Origin of the sequence: Rossellomorea sp. RS05 (assembly GCF_039822645.1) — a bacterium.
GTDB lineage: Bacteria > Bacillota > Bacilli > Bacillales > Bacillaceae_B > Rossellomorea > Rossellomorea marisflavi_B.
This window is the reverse complement of record NZ_JBDKWY010000002.1, coordinates 154,094-172,934: the sequence shown is the minus strand read 5'-3', so window position 1 is coordinate 172,934 and position 18,841 is coordinate 154,094. Positions and strand designations below refer to the sequence as shown.

Below are 18,841 nucleotides of genomic sequence, written 5' to 3'. Positions count from 1 at the left end.
CACATGAATATCCACGATATCATATGCTTCCAGGGCGGATGTGTGTATGCCTATCGTTGCATCAGCGGGAACCGTACAGTGACCGTCGTACCTTGACCTGGTTCGCTTTCAAAATGAATATGACCCTTGTAGCGCTCGACGATGTTGTAGCAGATCATGAGACCAAGACCGGTCCCTTTGCTCTTCAGTGAGTAAAACGGCGTCCCGAGATGATCCACCTGCTCCTTCGTCATCCCCCTGCCGCGGTCGGTCATCGTGATGAACACATCCCGACCGATCCTTGCCGCCTTCACCGACACCGATTCCCCGGAATCAGACGCTTCGATGGCATTTTTCAACAGGTTGACGAAAAGCTGCTTCACTTCCATGGGGTTGGCCGCGATCAGGCACTGTTCATCCACCTCAAGCTCGATGCTGTTGTCATGAAGGATCCCGTACATGGACAGAAGCTCTGTCACATCCCTCAGGATCTGTTCCATGTCGACACGGTCGACCTCTTCTGTCTGTTCCGGTTTCGAGATGGACAGGAACTGCGAAATCACGTGCTCCGCCGTGTCCAGTTCATTCAACATGAGGCTGAAGTTTTGCTTATAATCCTTCGGCAGATTCTCATCCTGTGAATAATACTGCAGAAACCCCTTCACCACAGTCAGTGGGTTCCGGATCTCATGAGCGACGGCTGCTGCAAGCTGGCCCGTTGTTTTCATCCGTTCTGCCTGCTGAACCTCTTCGTAATACAGCCGCTGCTTCTTAATGCGTCCGTTCGTCAGATAAAAGATAAAGTAAAGCATAATCTGGCTGGCTACGAAGTTGACCAGATTGCCGGGAATATCCGAATAAAAGAAGGAATAGGTCTTACCTTTATCCACCCAGCCGATGTACATTGCCATGCATGCCACAAAGAATATGTTCAACGAAAGTGATGAGTAGAAAAGCTTTTTATCGAAAAACAGGATCGAAAGCGCCGGAACGAAACAAAGAAGGACAAACGCTGACCACGTGCCCGGGTACATATAAAACAACGCATAGAAATAAACTGCTACTGTCAGTACCGTGATGGACCGGAGCCATCTCCTTTCATGCCTCGGGTATAAGAGGAGACAAATAGAAATGATCACTACCATAACCCCGTGGACCGCTACACCAGGCCCAGCAGGATTATCCACGATCACTCCGATGATCATTAGGATAATGGAGATAACTGCTACAGTGTAATAATTTCTTTTATCAAATCGTTCGCGAAATTCTCTCATAACGTACTCCTCAATGAAAAATAAGAAAAGATACCTGTAGACGAGGTATCTTCTTCCGATTTTAACATTGTACCATTATATGGATTGGTTTTGTTCGATTTTTTCTCTGGAAGTTTTTCCACAGCTGGGAGCTCTTGCTTCCCGGCTCGCACCTGAGGATCAGGATCTTGGCTATATTAAAACCGGTCCGGATATTCCGGACCGGTACTCTGTTACATACCTCCGACGGTCGCACCGCCGATTTCCGCTTCTCGACCGAACAGTCTGGCGTACACGCCATCCCGATGGAGAAGAAGGTCTCCGTGCGTCCCTTCTTCCACGATCCGCCCGTTCTCGAGGACGACGATCTTATCGGCAGCAAGCACGGTGGAAAGCCGGTGGGAGACGATGATGATGGTCTGATTTTTCCCGGCGCGGAGCACGGCTTCATTGATCTTTGTTTCCGTGATTGGATCAAGAGCCGAGCTCGCTTCATCGAGTACCATGATCGGCGCATCCTTTAAGATGGCGCGGGCTAGGGATAGGCGCTGCTTCTGACCGCCCGACAGGAGACTTCCCCTTTCCCCGACGAGGGTGTCGAGGCCGTCGGGAAGCGTGGTGATCAGATCCCCGAGACCGCTCGCTTCAAGGGCTTGCATGAGCTCTTCATCTGTGGCATCCCGCTTACCGATCCGCAAGTTTTCAGCAAGGGACCCACTCCGCATCATCACGTCCTGGGTGACGATGGCCATCTGGGACCTGAGCCAGTCCGTGTCCCATTCCGTCACGTCTCGACCGTCCACCTTGATGCTGCCTTTCCCTGCATCATAAAACTTGAAGAGAAGGTCGACGATGGTAGATTTCCCCGATCCACTCGGACCGACAAGGGCACATGTCTCGCCCGGTCTGATCGTGAAGGAGACGCCTTTGAGCACATCTTCTTCCTTACCAGGATAGGTGAATGTCACATCTTCTAGCTGGATATCCCCCATAGCACGCTTACCACGTATCCCTTTGCTGGATTCTGCATGGGATGCTTCTTCAGCAAGGAGGATCTCCGAACGGTCAAGGGCCGGACCCGTCCGTCTGACTGACAACCAGTTCCGCAGGAGGCGCTGCATTTCATTCGCCGCGATGGTGACAAGGCCGCCCGCTGTCAGCATCTGACCGCTCGTCAATCCCTTATCCCAGATCAACAATGTGGAAATTAGGTAAACCAGGGCCAGAGCGAATCCATTGTAGCTTGATACGACAACGACGGACTGCATGCGGGCCTTCAGCTCTTTGATGGAGTGCTTGACGAATGTATCCCTGATGGCGACGACGCTCTCCACTTCACTGTCGGATACGCCCGAGACCCGTGAAAGGTGGATCCCCGTCACCGACTCGCGCAGCCGTTCAAGGTAGCGCGACGCTTCTTTCCGTGCATCGGCTGATGCCGCACGGGTCCTTGCCCCGACCATATTGGACGTCCAGTAGAAGAGGACGCCGAATACAACGCTCGCAATCATGAGGTACGGATGGATAAAGAACAGGACAATGCTGTAGATGAATACACCTTGTGCACTTGCCATGAACGTGGAGCCTTCCCACGCGAGGAAGTTATGTAGTGTGTCCGGATCATCCGACACCCTCGCAAGCATTTCTCCGGTGGAATTATGATGATAGAACGAATACGGCAGGACCTGTAGATGCCTGAACAGCCGCAGCTTCTGCCAGTTCGTCACGGTCTTCGCGGTCTGATGGCAGAAGTATTCATCGATGACCATCATGACAAGGTCGAGGACTGCCGAAAGGATCAATAGCCACATCAAGCCCCAGAGCAACTTGGAGTTCTCCCCTGGAAGGATCGTATCCACGAGCCAGCTCAAGGCCAATGTCGGAATCAGGGCGGAGAACACCTGAGAGATGGCGATGACCACGGAATCCGCGATCACCCATTTTTTATAGGGACGGAGGAAGGACAGGACCCTCCTGCCGTCACGGCTTTTCTTTGGTGAAACCGTACCGGCGCTCATCCGATCAGCTCCCTTTCCAGTTCGCTGTACTGAGCTTTGTACAGTTCATAGTATTTACCCCTCTGCATGAGGAGTTCTTCATGTGTTCCTTTTTCCGCGATGACCCCTTGATCGAGGAGGATGATGACATCCGCCTTCCGTACCGTGACGAGGCGGTGGGCGATCGTAATGGTCGTCCGTCCAGGGATCAGTTCTTCAAGGGAAGCCTGGACCCGTTCTTCGGTCTCGCCGTCCAATGAAGACGTGGCTTCATCAAAGATCAGGACGGGTGGCTGCCTCAGGATGGCACGGGCCATGGCGACGCGCTGGCGCTGCCCGCCTGAGAGCTTCAATCCACGCTCCCCGACGATGGTGTCGTACTGCTCATCGAGGGACTCGATCAATTCCTTGAGCCCTGCGGCATCCACGGCCTGCTCGAGTTCTTCCTGTGTGGCATCGGGCTTTCCATAAAGCAGGTTTTGACGCAGGGTGCTGTTCAAGAGGAATGTTTCCTGTGATACGACCCCGACCTGCTGGCGGAAGCTGTTCCGATTGTACTCATATAAATTCTTGCCGTCGATTTCGACAGAGCCCTGATCCGGCTCATACAGACCGAGGAGGAGCTGGACAAGGGTACTCTTCCCTCCCCCGCTCGTGCCGACGATCCCGATATGGCTTCCGGGATTCAAGGAGACCGATACGCCCTTCAACACCTGCTTATCACTGCCAGGATACGAGAACCATAGATTCGTAAGATCGATTTTCCCAACGACGTCCCCGAAGGAAGGAAGGTTCTCATCATGTTCTTCCGGCAGATCGAAATATTCATAGATCCGCTGAAGGGCCGGGATTGCCTGCTGGATCGTCAGGGCATGCTCCGCCATGGAACGCACGGGCTGGAACATGATGGGGATGAACGTCAGGCAGGCGACAAGGGTCCCGACCGTGATGCTTCCCTTCCAGATGGCAAGTCCGCCGACCAGCATGACGACACCCGGTGCCGCGATATTGAACAGATTTCCGAGACGCCAGTTCACCTTTCCGATCAGGGCTGCACGGATGGAGAACGTCTTCCAATCGGAGAGCTTCTTCTCCTGCGCCCCCGTTTCCTGATCCTGCGTCTGATACGTCCGGACGAGCCGGACGCTTTCGATGCTTTCCTGCAGGTGATTATACATGTCAGCGCTCATATCGCGCTGAATGGCACTCATCTTCCTCATCTTCGTCCCAAGAGTGAAGGACGGGATGATGTAGATGGCGAAGACACAGAACATGACGATCGCCGCCGGCCAGAAGAGCACGAAGACGGCCGAGAATGCCGCCACCGCTCCGACCACCTGCTGGAGGATCCGCGGAACAACCGTGTTATTCAGGTTCTGGATCGACTCGACATCATGGGTGAGCCTGAAGAGCATATCGCCCCTCGGGGTTCTCGAGAAGAATGACATCGGTGCGCGGTGAAGCTTCCGGAAGGCCCGAATCTGCATATCGGTGATCACGTCGAGGCCGATCTTCACCTGGACGAACTCCTGCATCGTCTCGAATAGGGACTTCCCCAGGTAGGCACCGAGGACCCCGCCCGCCACCCACAGAAGAAGGGTAAGATCGCCGCCCACGATCACGTCGTCCACGAGCTTCTTCACAAGGACGGGCGGTGCGATGGTAAAAAGACCACCGATAATAGAAAAGATAAGAGCAACTAAAAGCATGCGCCAATAAGGCTTAAAATGATTCACTGTCGTGCGTACTAGATTCATGGTGCTTCCTCCTCACAAAATACTATTTTATTACAATCGATGGGAATATTCACTATAAACTGAATCTTTTTATGATTAAAAATCATCTGAAGCGTTTTCATGAGGAGAGGAGTAACAGAACCATCAAACACTTTGTTACGCTTTAAACTGAAGCGGTGTCTTCTTCTCGCCACCCCGAGACGACCTTTACACTGACGGGATCGATGGATGTTGATGCAAAACCGATGATGTCGACCTGCTTCATTTTCGTTGATTCGCCATTTATGAACTGCAGGTCAAAGGTAGGATGTCGAAGGGTATCTCCCTTTACTGTCATATTTGCTCCCAGTACCTCTGCCAAATCGGACAGGTTTGTAAAATCATTTATCTCGATCGTCATCTTGTGGACAGACGGTAATGTATCTTGTTCAACAGCGTCCGATCTTCTCTGCAATTCCACCCGGAATCTCCATGGAGTAGCTAAGAAAGTCCTTCGTTCACCTTTCCGGATTTCCCACCCCACTCTTACAGCCTGGCCGATCACTCTATCATACTCTTCGTCACTCACCAGAAAGCCGATGTGATCAAATTGGTCCCTCTTTCCCTGACCAAAGGTTACATTCACCTGCCCTTTTACCATCTCAATGATCCGGAAACGGATTCCTTCATTCCTAAACTCTTCCCACGTCAGCGGGGGATTGAATTCCTCCATCTCGCCTCGATGTCTCCCTATCCTAAGCTTGGTTTGAAAACCCGCATGTGTATACCATTGTTCCATTTCTTCAATTTTGTCAGTCCACCAGTGATAATGAAAAAGTTTCATGGATGTACACTCCTTTACTCTCTTCAGCATACGCCTCACAGTCTTCAGAAACTTCAGAAACGTGAATGAACTGCGTATACGACTTTTGATGGAAAAACAAAACAGCCACAAAGCTGACTATGGCTGTTTTTTCTTCATGTGAGGTTAGCTTGGTGTAAACTAGATTCATAGACTGGAGGCGAACATGATGGAACAAGGTATACTAATCAGCATCCACCCTCCATACTGCGAATTGATTGCAGACGGTGCAAAGGTGCATGAATTCCGGAGCGTGAAACCGAAACGGCCGACGGATTTCCTGTGGATCTATGAATCGGCCCCATCATCTGCCCTCACCTACATAGCCAGGACCGCTACACCCGTTGAATTCCCGGATCAAGTGGAGGTTCAAGGGGATGGCGATGCGCGGTTCAACGAAGGCGGTACCAAGTACCGGTTCGCCTTCCCCATCTTGGAGCTCTGGCGTCTGGAAAAACCGATCCCTTTCACCTACCTGAAGGAGCACTTCGGATTCCACGCTCCCCAAAGCTATGCCTATCTCGATCGCTACCCAGCCCTCGTCGATCTGGTACGCAGGGAATCAACCCTCGTGAAAATACGGTGAGGCATCAGCGTCGCCATTCGTATAGAAGATCAGGCAGCTGCTCTTCATTCTCATGTCCCCGGCCGATGATGCGGAAGCCGTGCTTTTCGTAAAATCGCCTGGCCCCCTCATTCACTTCGAAGGTATAAAGGGTCAGGATGCCGGATGACGCTTCCTTGGCACGTGTCAAAAGTGCCGTCCCGACGCCATTCCCGTGATGGTCCTTATGGATATAAAGCTGACTGATCTCAGTTCTGTTGTAAGCAATGATCCCGATCACCGATTCGTTTAGAAGGGCGATTTCTACATCATGGGTTGCGGGCAGGATTTCATTCAAGAAATAGAGATGGTCCTCGAAGGAATGGATGTCCTTTTGGCCGATGGCTGCTTCCTTGCTTGTCCTCCACATCCTGACGGTTTCCGGACCGAATCCAGATTGATAAGGTATGATCTTCATGACTGTTCCCCTTCTTCCTTTTTTCCATCATTATACTACGTGGATAGAGGTCCGCGCTTCCGGCTTTCACCACATTCTGCTACTATTAGGATAAGGAGTGATGAACGTGTTTTCTTTTCATGATAAGGAATTCGAACAGGCCTACGACCAAGAAGTAAATGAAATCAACGCTCAGCTTGATAAGGAGATCGTCTTCGCCATGATCGGGGATGTGAACGCCGGTAAATCGTCAACGATCAATATGCTCATGGGCGATGAAGTGGCAAAGGTCGGTGCACAGCCCGGCGAGACCTCCCTGATCGAGAAGTACGCCTATACCGATAAGATCATTTTTGCCGATACACCCGGACTTGATGACATCAATCAGAAAAATTCCGCCGAAACGATGAAGTTCTATAAGGAAGCCGATGTGATCCTCTTCTTCCTCAATGCGGCCGGAACCGTGTTCTCTGAAGGAGAGCGGAAGACATTCGAAGAGGTCCGCAAGATCAACCGGAACATCATCTTCGTGTTGAACAAGATCGATGCGGCAGAAGATATTCCAGGATTGGTGAAGTACATCCAAGATCATACCAATTACCGCTACAAAGTGACCCCGATCTCTTCCAAGACAGGCGAGAATATGGAGATGCTCCGCGGTGCGATCCTCGATATCCTCCAAGAGAAAAAAAAAGATATCCTTTTCGCTAAACACCTGAAGGAAAAATCATCGACGGCGAATAAATGGATCATCGCAGCAGCAGGATCCTCCACGGCCATCGGTGCTTCTCCGATCCCGGGCTCCGACATGGTGCCCCTCACAGCCATACAGGTCGGCATGATGGTCAAGCTCGCCACCCTTTACGGTAAGCCCCTGACAAAGGACCGGGCAAAGGAGCTCACCATTGCCACCCTCACCGGCAACGTCGGAAAGACCCTGTTCCGCCAGGTCGTCAAACTCGTCCCGGGAGCAGGAATGGCCGCAGGAGCCAGCATCGCAGGCGGCATGACCCTCGCCCTCGGGTACGCCATCAAATACGCGTACGAGAACGATATCGACCTGGACCCCAAAAGTTTAGGCAAGTTGTATGAGATGTTTTCTAAGAAGAAAGAAGTGTAACGCAAAAGTTTAGGCAAGTTGTATGAGATGTTTTCTAAGAAGAAAGAAGTGTAACGCAAAAGCAGCACGGGCCATGGCCCGTGCTGCTTTTGCGTTTGTGTTATGTGTACGCATGAGAACCGTCCCCATGCGTCATTTTGGCACTCAATATAATGTTTGCAGCGATTCTTTGCTGAATGCGCGGATTTCGTCGGTGCGTCCTTCTTTGATTTTCTTGACCCATTCGGGGTCCTGGAGGACGGCGCGCCCGATGGCGATAAGGTCGAATTCGTCGTCTCCGAGGCGTTCGGTCAGCTCATGGATGTCGGTGGCTTCGGCTTCCGAGAAGCTGGTGAATTCACCGTTCAGGCCGACGGATCCGACGGAGATGACGGGTTTTCCGGTGAGCTTCTTCGTCCAGCCCGCGAGATTCAGGGGTGATCCCTCAAATTCAGGTTCCCAGAAACGGCGCGTCGAGCAGTGGAAAATATCCACCCCTGCTTTCACGAGTGGGTGCAGGAATTGCTCAAGCTCCTCCGGTGTTTTAGCGAGCTTCGCACCATAGTCGGTCATCTTCCACTGTGAAAAACGGAAGATGATCGGGAAGTCCGGTCCGACTTCGCGCCTGCATGCCTCGATGACTTCGACGGCAAATTGCGTGCGTCCTACAAGATCGCCGCCAAAGCGGTCGGTCCGCTTATTCGTTTTCTCCCAAAAGAATTGATCGATGAGGTATCCGTGGGCACCGTGAAGCTCGATGCCGTCGAATCCGATTCGTTTTGCATCAGCAGCGGCCTGGGCATAGGCTGCGACGAGCTGCTCCACTTCTTCCGTTGTCGGCGGCTCAGTCACCTGTTCCCCGGTAAGGGTCAAGCCTGACGGTCCGACGGGCAATGCTTCGGCATTCGGAAGCTCGCCTTTCTTGCGGGTCATCCCCACATGCCAGAGCTGGGGAACGATCTTCCCTCCTGCTTCGTGGACGGCCTCGACCACTTCTGCCCAGCCTTCAAGGGCCTTTTCCCCGTGGAATAGGGGAATGCTGTCACCTGATACGGATGCCGGATGATTGATGCCGGTGCCCTCCGTGACAATCAGTCCCACTTCATTTTCTGCGCGTCGGCGATAATAGTCGACGACGGGCTGACCCGGTACGCCCCCGGGCGAAAACCCGCGCGTCATCGGTGCCATCACCATGCGGTTCGGCAGGGATAGGGTTCCATATTGAAAAGGTTGAAATAACGGATTCACAGATTGACTCATGAAACAATTCCTCCTTATGATGATCTATATATCATTATTCCAAATTGGAATGGAGAAAGAAAGCAATCTGTTTCCCATTACACCATCCACATGAGTAAGACAAAACCCGACCATACTGAAACGGCTCCTCCGATGCTGATTGAAACCGTCATCCAGATCGAAAACCTTTTTTCTTCCACACTTCCTTTCCACCCACGATCAATCTGATCACGGAGAACACAAAGAGCCCGATGCTGAGGATCGTCAGAATCATCAAATAGTGAATAGTGTCCAACAATCCGGAAGCAGTGTGAAGCCCATAGGCAAGGTCTTGGGCTGTGATTCCGATATACATCGCCGTCACCAGCAGAATGAAACTCCACCAATTCCCCTTTTTCATTTGTTGCACCCCCACTCTTTTTCTATATATCACCATAAAAAGGCCACCGGGGAGAATTCTCTCCGGTGGCCTTGCAAGGTTCCCATCATGAAACGAGGGACTCTGGCTTTTTCACTTCCAGGTACTGAATGTGATACCCATCCTTTTTGTGCACTTTGAAGACATACCCGTGAGACTCGAGCTCTGCTTCGCTTTCGATGGTGTTCGAGAGGAACCAGCCTCCGATCGTATCAACGTCTTCATTTTCCATTTCGATTCCGAGCACTTCATTGGCTTCTTCAATTAAAAGCTTCGCATCGATGATGAAATGGTGGTCTTTGAGCTTCCTGACCGGCGCCACTTCATCCTGGTCGAACTCATCGCGGATCTCTCCGACGATTTCCTCGAGGATATCTTCGAAGCTCACGATGCCCGAGGTGCCGCCATACTCATCGACCAGGATGGCGATGTGGGTGCGGAGCTTCTGCATCTTGAGGAGCACATCATGGATAGGTGCTGTTTCAACGACACGGATAATGGGGGTGATATGGGATTTGAGGGAGAAATCGTCCCCCGTCCTCTTCCCTTGTCTCAATCGTTCAGTGAGGAGCTCCTTGACGTTGATGAATCCGACGACGTGGTCTTTATCCCCATCGATCACCGGGTAGCGGGTGAATCTCTCGGATTTGATCAGATCCATGATTTCATCGAATCCCTGGTCGACGGAAACGGTCACCATCTCTGTTCTCGGGACCATGATTTCCTTCGCCAGTCGTTCGTCGAAGGTAAAGATATTATTCATGTAGGTCAGTTCGTTCTGATTGATCTCCCCGCTCTCATAGCTTTCAGACATAAGGATCCTGAGCTCTTCCTCGGAGTGGGCCGCATCGTGCTCGGAGGCGGGCTTCATGCCGAATGCCCTGACGAGGAGACGTGCGGATCCGTTGAGGAACCAGATGAACGGGAAAAGGATCCGGTAGAACAGGATGATGGGTCCGGCTGTCAGGAGCGTGATCGTCTCAGCCTTCTGGATCGCCAGCGTTTTCGGAGCAAGCTCCCCGATGACGACGTGCATGAAGGTCGCGATCATGAAGGCGATGGCAATGATAAGGACGCTTGAAAGGGACTCACCAATATTCAGGAAATCGAAAATCGGCTCGAGGATGACGGCGAAGGTGGACTCCCCCACCCATCCGATTCCGAGGGCGGTCACCGTGATGCCCAGCTGACAAGCTGACAGATACTCATCCAGATGACTGACGACCTTTTTGGCCGAAGCCGCTCCCCTTTTCCCTTCGAATACGAGTTGATCAATCTTGGTGGACCGCACCTTCACCATCGCAAATTCCGTTGCGACAAAAAAGGCTGTGAGGGCGATCAAAATGGCAAAAATCGTTAAGTTTATGGCTGTCAATACATCGTCTTACCCGAAGGAAGACTTCCACCTCCAAAAGAATAGTTCAAGCTACATGGTCCTCCAAAGACCAAACGATAACGTGATGGTTACTAGAATTATACAGGAGAACCATCCTTCCTCCGTAAAACAATATGACAATTGTGTGGAGAATGGGCTGCTTCACCGGTAGTTCCTGGTTGGCCTTAAATGATTTCCCAAGTGAATGATAGCGGATTCAACTCACCATCTCCATAAAAAGACTGAATCCGTTTTAGCCTAGTCCTTATGAGGATTCAGTTTTTTCGAATTGTGATTTATGCTTCTATTTTGCTTGGTTCCTTCAACGTTGTCATATACGTTTTACCCCATTCGTACATGGATTCGAGTATGGGCATGAGTGTTTGACCTTGTGATGTGAGGGAATACTCTACTTTGGGAGGGACGACGGGATAGACCTCACGGTGGACGATCTGGTCTTCTTCAAGCTCCCTGAGCTGGTTGACGAGCATGCGCTGGGTGATTCCAGGCATGAGGGCTTTGAGCTCTCCGAATCGTTTGGTCCCTTCTTTTCCAAGATGCCAAAGGATGAGCATCTTCCATTTACCGCCGATGACGGAGAGGGTCAGTTCTTTTTCACATTGGAATGTTTTATCTTCTAAGCGTGACATAAGGCCACCTCCTGATTGGATTCTATCCTTTAGTATACTTTTTGACACTATGTAAGTAAAATGTGCGTACTTACATGGATTCACCTCATGCGTTATAGTGAAATGGCTGAAGGGGTGACCCGCGCAGCACAAATTTTCTCAAGGAGTGAAGGATCTATGAAATTACAACTTGCACTGGACTTAGTCAACATTCCCGAAGCGAAGGAAGTCGTCAAGGAAGTAGAAGAATACATCGACATCGTGGAAATCGGAACTCCTGTCGTGATCAATGAAGGACTGAAGGCTGTCAAGGAAATCAAGGAAGCATTCCCTTCCCTATCTGTTCTTGCCGACCTTAAAATCATGGATGCTGCAGGCTATGAAGTGATGAAAGCTTCAGAAGCAGGCGCTGATATCGTGACGATCCTCGGTGTGGCGGAAGATGCTTCCATCCAAGGTGCCGTCGAAGAAGCGAAGAAACAAGGCAAAGAACTCCTCGTCGATATGATCGGAGTGAAAGATATAGAAAAACGCGCGAAGGAATTGGATCAGTTCGGAGCAGATTACATCTGTGTCCACACTGGATATGACCTTCAGGCTGAAGGCAAAAACTCGTTTGAAGACCTTCATACCATCAAGAGCGTCGTGAAAAATGCCAAAACGGCCATCGCAGGCGGAATCAAGCTTGAAACCCTACCAGAAGTGATCAAGGAAAATCCTGATCTCATCATCGTAGGCGGCGGCATCACGTCCCAAGATGATAAAGCAGCGACTGCAGCGAAAATCCGCGAACTTATCAACCAAGGGTAATCCCATGCAGACGACAGGCTATATGAACGAAATCCTGAAGGAGCTTTCAAAGGCACCCGACTTGATCGGGGACCGGTCAGCGGAACAGCTGACCAATCGCATCATGGAAGCCGGTAAGATCTTCACGGCAGGTGCCGGGCGCTCCGGGCTCATGGCAAAGGCTTTCACGATGCGCATGATGCATATGGGACTCGATGCATACGTGGTCGGGGAAACGGTCACGCCGAACCTTGAAGAAGGGGACCTCCTCATCATCAGCACCGGTTCAGGCGAGACGAAGAGCCTCATACCCATGGCAGAAAAAGCGAAGGAGCTCGGAGCGACCGTGGCGGCCGTTACGATCAAACCCGACTCCACCATCGGGAAATTGGCCGATATCGTCGTGGAGCTTCCCGGTTCACCGAAGCATGAATCAGGAGAAGAGCGTGCCACCATCCAACCGATGGGCTCCCTCTTCGAACAGACGCTCCTCCTGTTCTACGATGCGGTCATCCTCCGCTATATGGATAAAAAAGGACTCACATCCGACACCATGTTCGGCAGGCATGCCAATCTGGAATAGGAACACATAAACGCCCGCGAATCTTTCGCGGGCGTTTTGTTATGCAGGAAATCCCCTCCTCACTGCCGTATATAAAAGGGAAAGGACGTGAAACGGATGACTTGGAAACAGGAACTACTCGATACGAAGCGGGGATGCTTTGAAGTCTTTCGTAAAGGAAGCGGTGATCCTTTATGCGTGACCCATCACTACTCGGCATTCAATGCTTCAGGAGACCATTATGCTGATGCCTTCACCGAAACACATGAGGTGTTCCTTGTGAATATGCGGGAAGCAGGGCACTCGGAACGTGCACATGAACCGTACCAGCTCGGATTTCTCGAAACGGTATTTGATCTCGAGGCGGTGCGTGAGTCCCTTGGGATCAAGAAATGGACGTTCGCCGGTCATTCAACCGGCGGGATGATCGGGACCGTGTACGGCATTTACTTTTCCCAAAGCCTGAATTCCCTTGTGCTCGTCGGTTCGGCAGCAAGGGAATTCATGTCGGAATCATCTCAGTGCATCTACCATGAAGATCACCCTGACTACGTGCGGATGCAGGAGCTGAACATCACCTTGAAAGGATCCAGCCTTCCGGAAGGCGAGAGAAAAGCATTGACCCATGAGCGGATTTCGTTTTCTTTATACAAGCCGGAGCGGTTTCCATCACTCTTCCCTCCCCATGTCACGAAGCGGATCAGCGCCACGCGCATGGACTTCTTCAACCGGGAGATCCAGCTTTTCGACGTGACCCGGAAGCTGCACCTCATTGATACGCCGACCTTGATTGTCTGCGGCCGCCATGATGTCCAGTGTCCTCTTCTTTACTCGGAGGAAATGTGGGACGGCATTCCGGGCGCAGAGCTCGTGGTATTCGATGAGAGCAATCATTATCCGTTCCTCGAGGAGAAGGAGCGCTTTCGGACGGTGATGAAATGCTTTTTTAGAAAAGCTCAAAAAGTGAGTGAATCATAATGCTTAGTACCAGTACCTTTATATTTATAGCAGTGATCAGCTCCTGTCTTTCGAGCGCGGTCTCGCTCCCTTTTTATGTAAGGACCGGACGAAAGTGGTTTACACTCTTCATCGCTTTTGCCCTGCATGCAATCGTAATGGCAAGTGTGATCCTTACACTCCATTCCGACTCCTCCAAACAGATTGAATCGTTCCTTGACACAGCCTTTCTTCTCGCCTCCTTCCCCTTTGCCCTCACCTACGTCAATTACGTGTTGATTGAAATAGCAGGCAAGAGGTCATTCAATCTTCCTAACTAGCAAACAGCCCCCGCCAATTCAAGGCGAGGGCTGTTTTGTGTTTACTGATTATTCACATCTGCTTCTTTGTCATAAATGTAGTTGTAGTCATCACGATCGATCGGCTTGTATCCTTCAGGTTTGTAGAAACGGAGCAGGTCTTTGTTGACGATGCTATCGGAGATGGAAAGCTCAGTCTTCGCCTGCTTGTTGAGCTCGGCAAAGCCGTCACCCTTGATCTCTTGTCCGTCTTCATTGCTGTAGTATTTGCCGTTCACCGATGTGATGGTCGGTGTGATGAAATCTCCGTTACGGAACGGGATGACTTCACGATGATTCTTGCTCAGGAGGTCAGATCCGATCTGTAGGTAGTCCTTCGTATCGACACCGAGGAGATGGAGCACGGTCGGCATGACGTCGACGGCTCCGCCGTACGTATCTTTGGCACCGCCTTTGACACCAGGTGCATGAATGAATAATGGTACCCGTTGGAGCTGGGCGTATTCATAATCATCGATGTCTTTCCCCATGATTTCTTTCATGGCTTGGTTATGGTTCTCGGAGATTCCGTAGTGATCTCCGTACATAACGACGATCGTGTTGTCATAGAGACCCGATTCCTTCAGCTGGTCGAAGAACTGTTTCAGTGCTTCATCCATATAGTGTGCTGACTGGAAGTATTGATTGACAACTTTATCATCCGTATCGGCAGCAGGGAAGTCGGTATCTCCCTCATCCATCTTGAACGGGAAATGGTTGGACAGAAGGATGTACTTGCTGTAGAACGGCTGCTCGAGGCTTTCAAGGAGCGGCTGGGATTCTTCCACGAATGGTTTATCCTTCATGCCGTAGTTCTTGATGTTATCCTCTGACATATCGTAGTATTCGGCATCGAAGAATTTATCATAGCCGAGTGACTTGTACATTACATTCCGATTCCAGAATGTTTTGTAGTTACCGTGGAATACCGCGGAAACATAGTCATCCTTCTTCAGGATGGCCGGAGCCGAGTGGAATGTGTTCTGCGCCTTGCTCACATAGACCGATCCTTGTGCCATCGGGTACAGGGAGTTGTCCATCATGAACTCTGCATCGGACGTTTTCCCTTGCCCGGTCTGATGGAAATAATTCTTGAAGTAGAAAGTTTCATTATCATGAGCCAGTGAATTCAGGAACGGTGTCACTTCCTGCCCATCGATCTCATAGTCGATGATGAAGGACTGCAGTGATTCCAGGGAAAGGTACACCACATTCATGCCTTTCGCCTTGCCGAAATAGGCAAGGTTCGGCTCTGCATAATTGGCTTTGATATAGTTTTCTACACTGGTGATGTCACTGCTGTCCGCCATGGCGCGCTGTCTCGCGGTCTGGACGTTCTGGACGATATCATAGATCATGAAGTTGTATGATCCCAGGTATTTCACCAAGTAGTTGCGGTCGAACGTACGGGTCAAAAGCTCTGGACGATCCTTTTCCGCAAGATGGAGATTGACGGAAAATACGATGGCTGCCATGGCAATGACAAGACCGGCTGATTTCCATTTCCGCTTGGCTGCAGGTTTTGAGACCTTGAAGGCCAATAGGACGATCAAAAGGATCGTATCGGCGAAATAGAAGATATCCCATGGAGTCATCAGGGAGAAGGCACTGTCACCTAGCTGCCCTGCATTGGTCTTTGTCTGCATCAAGACCGGGACTGTGATGAAATCGTTGAAGAAACGATAGTAGACGACATTGGCATAGAGCAGGAATGATAGAACGAACTGGATGACAATCAACAGGGTCGATTGCAGCTTCCCTTTAAAGAACAGGGCAATTCCCAAGAATAATAGACTTGAGCTTAACGGGTTTAAGAATAGTAGAAATTTCTGCATGCTGTTATCGATCCCAAGATTGAATTCAATCTGATAGGCAGCATACGTTTTCATCCATAGGAGCACGACGGCTAACACAAAAATGGCTATGGGTCCTCTGAAAACATTCTTAGTTGATGTTGAAACTTCTTGCATGGTACGCACCTCATAATTGTAATGGCTTAGTGAACATGGATCTGATGCAGGCCTCCGGGAGCACGGTCGGGGGTATCTCCCAGCAATCTTCAGGCATGCTTCACATGTCCAATAAACGATTTATTACCCCGAACGAAAAGTAATGTTAAAACTTTACCATTCTACCTGAATTTCAGCAAGATTACAACTGGAGATCGGCCTATCTTCGGAACTCCACCTGCAAGCCTGGAGCAGGCTCCGAATATTGCTTCATGACTTCACGCGTATCAGAACGGATCCAATACCATTGGGTCGTGGTACCGAACTCGACCCTTACTTTGAAGGAGCCGCTGGCTTGTTCATCCGCATGGATCTCGATGAGCTGCTCCTCTTCTTTAAGGACATTGAACGCATGGAAGGACCGGACATAGCCCCCTTCGAGAGGCAGCGTGCGGAGGAGGAGCTCAACCGAAAACGTATCCACAGGAACATGATGAAGAGAAATACGCCTCTCTCCGCCTTCCCTCTCGATGATCACATGGTCTCCGGCATACACGGCCCTCATGCCACCACCTGAATCCTCAACGGAAAGGGGACGATTCGTGGAGGCCATCAATCGGGTCACGGTCCTTCGATCCCCGATTTCTTCGGATGTGAGGGTCTGTTCCCTCACCAGGACTGCGCCGTCCTCTTCGAATGAAATCCGTTCACGCGTCTCTCCAATGATCCTCTCCATACCTTCTTCTATCATATACACCTGTTTGAAGTCTTCGGATGCCTCTAGACACCTCAGGCCATCTTCCGGTCTCTCTTCCAGCACATCAGCCAAATAGTCCCCATGCCCCCTCGCCAACGGAATATCCCCCGGTGAGGAAATCCAGAACAGGGTGAACTGCAGTCCCTCTTCTTCTCCACCGCCAGAGGGCTCATGCTGCCATTGATCAGGAGCATCCCCCTGATCCAGGCGATAAAAATGCCGATGATGAATGCTTCCATCGTCCGCTCGCCACCTGTCGTCGGCAAGGAATACAGGTTTCCCCCATTCTGTCAGGCCGGTCTCCTCGATCATTTCACGGACGACGGCCGCTTCAGGATCTTCTCCGTCCTGCACCGTCCCTTTGGGGATCTGGACACCCGCTTCAAGGATCGGATGCTGGAACACCAATACCTGTGGTCTTCCATTGTGGTTTCTTGTTATGTATCCGTACGCTTTTTTGATCGGTTCCACTCTTCCCTTCTCCCTTCCCATAAAAGACTCATTTCTTCCATTTAAATCCTTCTTTCATTCTACCGGATTTTTCTCTATACTAAAATGAAACTTCTGAGGAGATTATGAACATATGGACATCATTTTTCTATTAAAAGGCCTGCTCATCGGCTTCACTGTGGCAGCACCCGTCGGCCCGATCGGGATCCTCTGCATCAACCGCACCCTTTCAAAAGGACGTTTGACGGGATTCGTATCAGGACTGGGGGCCGCATCAGCCGATGCCATCTACGGATGCATCGCCGCATTCGGCCTGACATTCATCACGAGCTTTTTGATCAGCCAAAAGCTGTGGCTTCAGCTGATCGGCGGACTCTTCCTTTGTTATCTCGGCATCCAGACGTACCGCTCCAGACCTGCGGATCATTCCGCTTCTGCACGGGGTGGCGGACTGCTGAAATCCTATACCTCCGTCTTCTTCTTGACGGTGACAAACCCCATGACCATCCTGTTCTTCATCGGGATCTTCTCCGGGATCGGTCTCGGAAAGTCCAGCTTCGACCTCATGTCGGCCCTTCTCATGGTAACGGGTGTGTTCGTTGGATCAGCCGCGTGGTGGCTTTCCCTGAGCTTCGGCGTGAGCCTCTTCAGGAAAAAGTTCTCCAATGACAGCCTCTCCTGGATCAACCGTCTTTCGGGGATCATCGTCTTCGGTTTTGGAGTGTTCGCCCTGCTCCGATTGCTTTGATGCACCTTTTATGGAAGGTGCTTTTTTTATGTGTAAGCACTCCTCTTGACATACCCCCTACAGGTACACTAAACTGGACTCAAATGAGAAAAACAGGAAGCACTTTGCTTCCGGGAGGTGATCGGATGGAAGATGGATTGAAGGACGGCATCTCCTGCCGCAAGAGTCATCACCCTGAAGAGGTGAAACGGAATCTCACCAGCCGGCTGAATCGCGTCGAAGGGCAGATTCGCGGCATCAAAGGCATGATTGAAAAGGACGTGTACTGTGACGATGTGATCACACAACTTTCAGCCACCCAGTCTGCCCTTAACAGCGTTGCAAAGATCCTCCTCGAGGGTCATTTGAAGGGCTGCGTGGTGGACCGTCTCAATGAAGGCGACGATTCGGTCCTCGATGAATTTGTCGTCACGATTCAAAAGCTGATGAAAAAATAACTCATACCGGAAATACCCAACCAAAAGGAGCGATTATCATGGAACATATTACATTGAATGTACAAGGAATGTCTTGCAACCATTGCGTCAATGCCATCGAGAAGAATGTAGGCGGACTAGACGGTGTTAAAAAGGTCAACGTAAGCCTCGCGGATGCCAAGGTCGAAGTGGACTACGACAATGCCGTCGTCAGCCTAGATGAAATCAAGGAAACCATCGACGATCAAGGTTATGACGTTGTGTAAGGAATCAAACGGGAGTGCAGATCATGCACTCTTTCTTTTTCA

Annotated in this window: 20 protein-coding genes; 9 read left to right on the top strand and 11 right to left on the bottom strand. The window is 50.8% G+C overall.

All coding sequences use genetic code 11. From position 1 onward, the window contains the following. Positions 1–50: 50 nt before the first annotated feature. The 4 genes from ABJ225_RS08560 to ABJ225_RS08545 form a co-directional block, all read right to left on the bottom strand. Positions 51–1,253, bottom strand: a complete 1,203-nt coding sequence (locus ABJ225_RS08560) for an ATP-binding protein (RefSeq protein WP_347319583.1) — start codon at positions 1,251–1,253, stop codon at positions 51–53. Positions 1,254–1,465: 212 nt separating this feature from the next. After that, a complete protein-coding gene (locus ABJ225_RS08555) occupies positions 1,466–3,250 on the bottom strand; it encodes an ABC transporter ATP-binding protein (protein ID WP_347319581.1) in 1,785 nt (594 codons plus the stop codon). Next, positions 3,247–4,986 carry an ABC transporter ATP-binding protein gene (locus ABJ225_RS08550; protein WP_218247054.1) on the bottom strand — a complete coding sequence of 580 codons (1,740 nt, stop codon included), beginning with the start codon at positions 4,984–4,986 and terminating at the stop codon, positions 3,247–3,249. The genes ABJ225_RS08555 and ABJ225_RS08550 overlap by 4 nt, the downstream gene beginning before the upstream one ends. Before the next feature lie 142 nt (positions 4,987–5,128). Then, positions 5,129–5,788 carry a hypothetical protein gene (locus ABJ225_RS08545; RefSeq protein ID WP_347319579.1) on the bottom strand — a complete coding sequence of 220 codons (660 nt, stop codon included), beginning with the start codon at positions 5,786–5,788 and terminating at the stop codon, positions 5,129–5,131. A gap of 187 nt (positions 5,789–5,975) precedes the next feature. On the opposite strand from ABJ225_RS08545, the gene ABJ225_RS08540 reads away from it, so the two are divergent. Then, positions 5,976–6,392: a hypothetical protein gene (locus tag ABJ225_RS08540; protein ID WP_347319577.1), complete on the top strand. Its 417-nt coding sequence runs from the start codon at positions 5,976–5,978 to the stop codon at positions 6,390–6,392. A gap of 4 nt (positions 6,393–6,396) precedes the next feature. On the opposite strand, the gene ABJ225_RS08535 is transcribed toward ABJ225_RS08540, so the two are convergent. After that, the gene (locus ABJ225_RS08535) at positions 6,397–6,828 is read right to left on the bottom strand and encodes a GNAT family N-acetyltransferase (RefSeq protein WP_347319575.1); all 432 of its coding nucleotides are present in this window, start codon (positions 6,826–6,828) and stop codon (positions 6,397–6,399) included. Between the two features lie 100 nt (positions 6,829–6,928). Here ABJ225_RS08535 and ABJ225_RS08530 point away from each other — a divergent pair, with 100 nt between their 5' ends. Beyond that, complete coding sequence (locus tag ABJ225_RS08530) at positions 6,929–7,927, top strand: GTPase (protein ID WP_347319573.1); 999 nt, start codon at positions 6,929–6,931, stop codon at positions 7,925–7,927. A gap of 144 nt (positions 7,928–8,071) precedes the next feature. Here the strand turns inward: ABJ225_RS08530 and ABJ225_RS08525 are convergent, their stop codons facing one another. From ABJ225_RS08525 to ABJ225_RS08510, 4 genes are all read right to left on the bottom strand, one after another. Continuing rightward, positions 8,072–9,166 carry an NADH:flavin oxidoreductase gene (locus ABJ225_RS08525; protein ID WP_347319571.1) on the bottom strand — a complete coding sequence of 365 codons (1,095 nt, stop codon included), beginning with the start codon at positions 9,164–9,166 and terminating at the stop codon, positions 8,072–8,074. Between the two features lie 148 nt (positions 9,167–9,314). Then, positions 9,315–9,545, bottom strand: coding sequence for a hypothetical protein (locus ABJ225_RS08520; RefSeq protein WP_347319569.1), 231 nt, complete (start codon positions 9,543–9,545; stop codon positions 9,315–9,317). 85 nt (positions 9,546–9,630) lie between these two features. Then, positions 9,631–10,938 carry a hemolysin family protein gene (locus ABJ225_RS08515; RefSeq protein ID WP_347319567.1) on the bottom strand — a complete coding sequence of 436 codons (1,308 nt, stop codon included), beginning with the start codon at positions 10,936–10,938 and terminating at the stop codon, positions 9,631–9,633. 296 nt (positions 10,939–11,234) lie between these two features. Beyond that, complete coding sequence (locus tag ABJ225_RS08510) at positions 11,235–11,588, bottom strand: winged helix-turn-helix transcriptional regulator (protein ID WP_048015088.1); 354 nt, start codon at positions 11,586–11,588, stop codon at positions 11,235–11,237. A gap of 156 nt (positions 11,589–11,744) precedes the next feature. On the opposite strand from ABJ225_RS08510, the gene hxlA reads away from it, so the two are divergent. The 4 genes from hxlA (at position 11,745) to ABJ225_RS08490 (ending at position 14,195) form a co-directional block, all read left to right on the top strand. Further along, a complete protein-coding gene (gene hxlA / locus ABJ225_RS08505) occupies positions 11,745–12,377 on the top strand; it encodes a 3-hexulose-6-phosphate synthase (protein ID WP_048013614.1) in 633 nt (210 codons plus the stop codon). A gap of 4 nt (positions 12,378–12,381) precedes the next feature. Next, positions 12,382–12,939 carry a 6-phospho-3-hexuloisomerase gene (hxlB, locus tag ABJ225_RS08500; RefSeq protein ID WP_218247063.1) on the top strand — a complete coding sequence of 186 codons (558 nt, stop codon included), beginning with the start codon at positions 12,382–12,384 and terminating at the stop codon, positions 12,937–12,939. Between the two features lie 96 nt (positions 12,940–13,035). Beyond that, the gene (locus ABJ225_RS08495; protein ID WP_347319564.1) at positions 13,036–13,896 is read left to right on the top strand and encodes an alpha/beta fold hydrolase; all 861 of its coding nucleotides are present in this window, start codon (positions 13,036–13,038) and stop codon (positions 13,894–13,896) included. Continuing rightward, positions 13,896–14,195: a hypothetical protein gene (locus tag ABJ225_RS08490; RefSeq protein WP_347319562.1), complete on the top strand. Its 300-nt coding sequence runs from the start codon at positions 13,896–13,898 to the stop codon at positions 14,193–14,195. Before ABJ225_RS08495 ends, ABJ225_RS08490 begins: the two co-directional genes overlap by 1 nt. A 41-nt stretch (positions 14,196–14,236) precedes the next feature. On the opposite strand, the gene ltaS is transcribed toward ABJ225_RS08490, so the two are convergent. Together ltaS and ABJ225_RS08480 are read right to left on the bottom strand one after the other, a co-directional pair. Next, positions 14,237–16,183: a lipoteichoic acid synthase gene (gene ltaS, locus ABJ225_RS08485; protein WP_347319560.1), complete on the bottom strand. Its 1,947-nt coding sequence runs from the start codon at positions 16,181–16,183 to the stop codon at positions 14,237–14,239. 199 nt (positions 16,184–16,382) lie between these two features. Continuing rightward, positions 16,383–17,411 (bottom strand): NUDIX hydrolase, encoded by a 1,029-nt coding sequence (locus ABJ225_RS08480; RefSeq protein ID WP_347319558.1) that lies wholly within the window; start codon positions 17,409–17,411, stop codon positions 16,383–16,385. 91 nt (positions 17,412–17,502) lie between these two features. On the opposite strand from ABJ225_RS08480, the gene ABJ225_RS08475 reads away from it, so the two are divergent. The 3 genes from ABJ225_RS08475 (at position 17,503) to copZ (ending at position 18,799) form a co-directional block, all read left to right on the top strand. Further along, entirely contained in the window at positions 17,503–18,117 is a 615-nt protein-coding gene (locus ABJ225_RS08475) for a LysE family translocator (protein ID WP_347319556.1), read from the top strand. A 125-nt stretch (positions 18,118–18,242) separates the two neighbouring features. Next, positions 18,243–18,554 carry a metal-sensitive transcriptional regulator gene (locus ABJ225_RS08470; RefSeq protein WP_056534198.1) on the top strand — a complete coding sequence of 104 codons (312 nt, stop codon included), beginning with the start codon at positions 18,243–18,245 and terminating at the stop codon, positions 18,552–18,554. A 38-nt stretch (positions 18,555–18,592) separates the two neighbouring features. Further along, entirely contained in the window at positions 18,593–18,799 is a 207-nt protein-coding gene (gene copZ, locus ABJ225_RS08465; protein WP_056534196.1) for a copper chaperone CopZ, read from the top strand. The last annotated feature ends 42 nt before the right edge of the window (positions 18,800–18,841 follow it).

Bases quoted from the DNA above. Each gene is read 5' to 3' on its own strand.
- ABJ225_RS08495 (WP_347319564.1), top strand. From the start codon at position 13,036: ATGACTTGGAAACAGGAACTACTCGATACGAAGCGGGGATGCTTTGAA.
- ABJ225_RS08555 (WP_347319581.1), bottom strand. From the start codon at position 3,250: ATGAGCGCCGGTACGGTTTCACCAAAGAAAAGCCGTGACGGCAGGAGG.
- ABJ225_RS08520 (WP_347319569.1), bottom strand. From the start codon at position 9,545: ATGAAAAAGGGGAATTGGTGGAGTTTCATTCTGCTGGTGACGGCGATG.
- copZ (WP_056534196.1), top strand. From the start codon at position 18,593: ATGGAACATATTACATTGAATGTACAAGGAATGTCTTGCAACCATTGC.
- ABJ225_RS08560 (WP_347319583.1), bottom strand. From the start codon at position 1,253: ATGAGAGAATTTCGCGAACGATTTGATAAAAGAAATTATTACACTGTA.
- ABJ225_RS08510 (WP_048015088.1), bottom strand. From the start codon at position 11,588: ATGTCACGCTTAGAAGATAAAACATTCCAATGTGAAAAAGAACTGACC.
- ltaS (WP_347319560.1), bottom strand. From the start codon at position 16,183: ATGCAAGAAGTTTCAACATCAACTAAGAATGTTTTCAGAGGACCCATA.
- ABJ225_RS08490 (WP_347319562.1), top strand. From the start codon at position 13,896: ATGCTTAGTACCAGTACCTTTATATTTATAGCAGTGATCAGCTCCTGT.
- ABJ225_RS08540 (WP_347319577.1), top strand. From the start codon at position 5,976: ATGGAACAAGGTATACTAATCAGCATCCACCCTCCATACTGCGAATTG.
- ABJ225_RS08545 (WP_347319579.1), bottom strand. From the start codon at position 5,788: ATGAAACTTTTTCATTATCACTGGTGGACTGACAAAATTGAAGAAATG.
- ABJ225_RS08525 (WP_347319571.1), bottom strand. From the start codon at position 9,166: ATGAGTCAATCTGTGAATCCGTTATTTCAACCTTTTCAATATGGAACC.
- ABJ225_RS08470 (WP_056534198.1), top strand. From the start codon at position 18,243: ATGGAAGATGGATTGAAGGACGGCATCTCCTGCCGCAAGAGTCATCAC.
- ABJ225_RS08550 (WP_218247054.1), bottom strand. From the start codon at position 4,986: ATGAATCTAGTACGCACGACAGTGAATCATTTTAAGCCTTATTGGCGC.
- hxlB (WP_218247063.1), top strand. From the start codon at position 12,382: ATGCAGACGACAGGCTATATGAACGAAATCCTGAAGGAGCTTTCAAAG.
- ABJ225_RS08535 (WP_347319575.1), bottom strand. From the start codon at position 6,828: ATGAAGATCATACCTTATCAATCTGGATTCGGTCCGGAAACCGTCAGG.
- ABJ225_RS08480 (WP_347319558.1), bottom strand. From the start codon at position 17,411: ATGGGAAGGGAGAAGGGAAGAGTGGAACCGATCAAAAAAGCGTACGGA.
- ABJ225_RS08530 (WP_347319573.1), top strand. From the start codon at position 6,929: ATGAACGTGTTTTCTTTTCATGATAAGGAATTCGAACAGGCCTACGAC.
- hxlA (WP_048013614.1), top strand. From the start codon at position 11,745: ATGAAATTACAACTTGCACTGGACTTAGTCAACATTCCCGAAGCGAAG.
- ABJ225_RS08475 (WP_347319556.1), top strand. From the start codon at position 17,503: ATGGACATCATTTTTCTATTAAAAGGCCTGCTCATCGGCTTCACTGTG.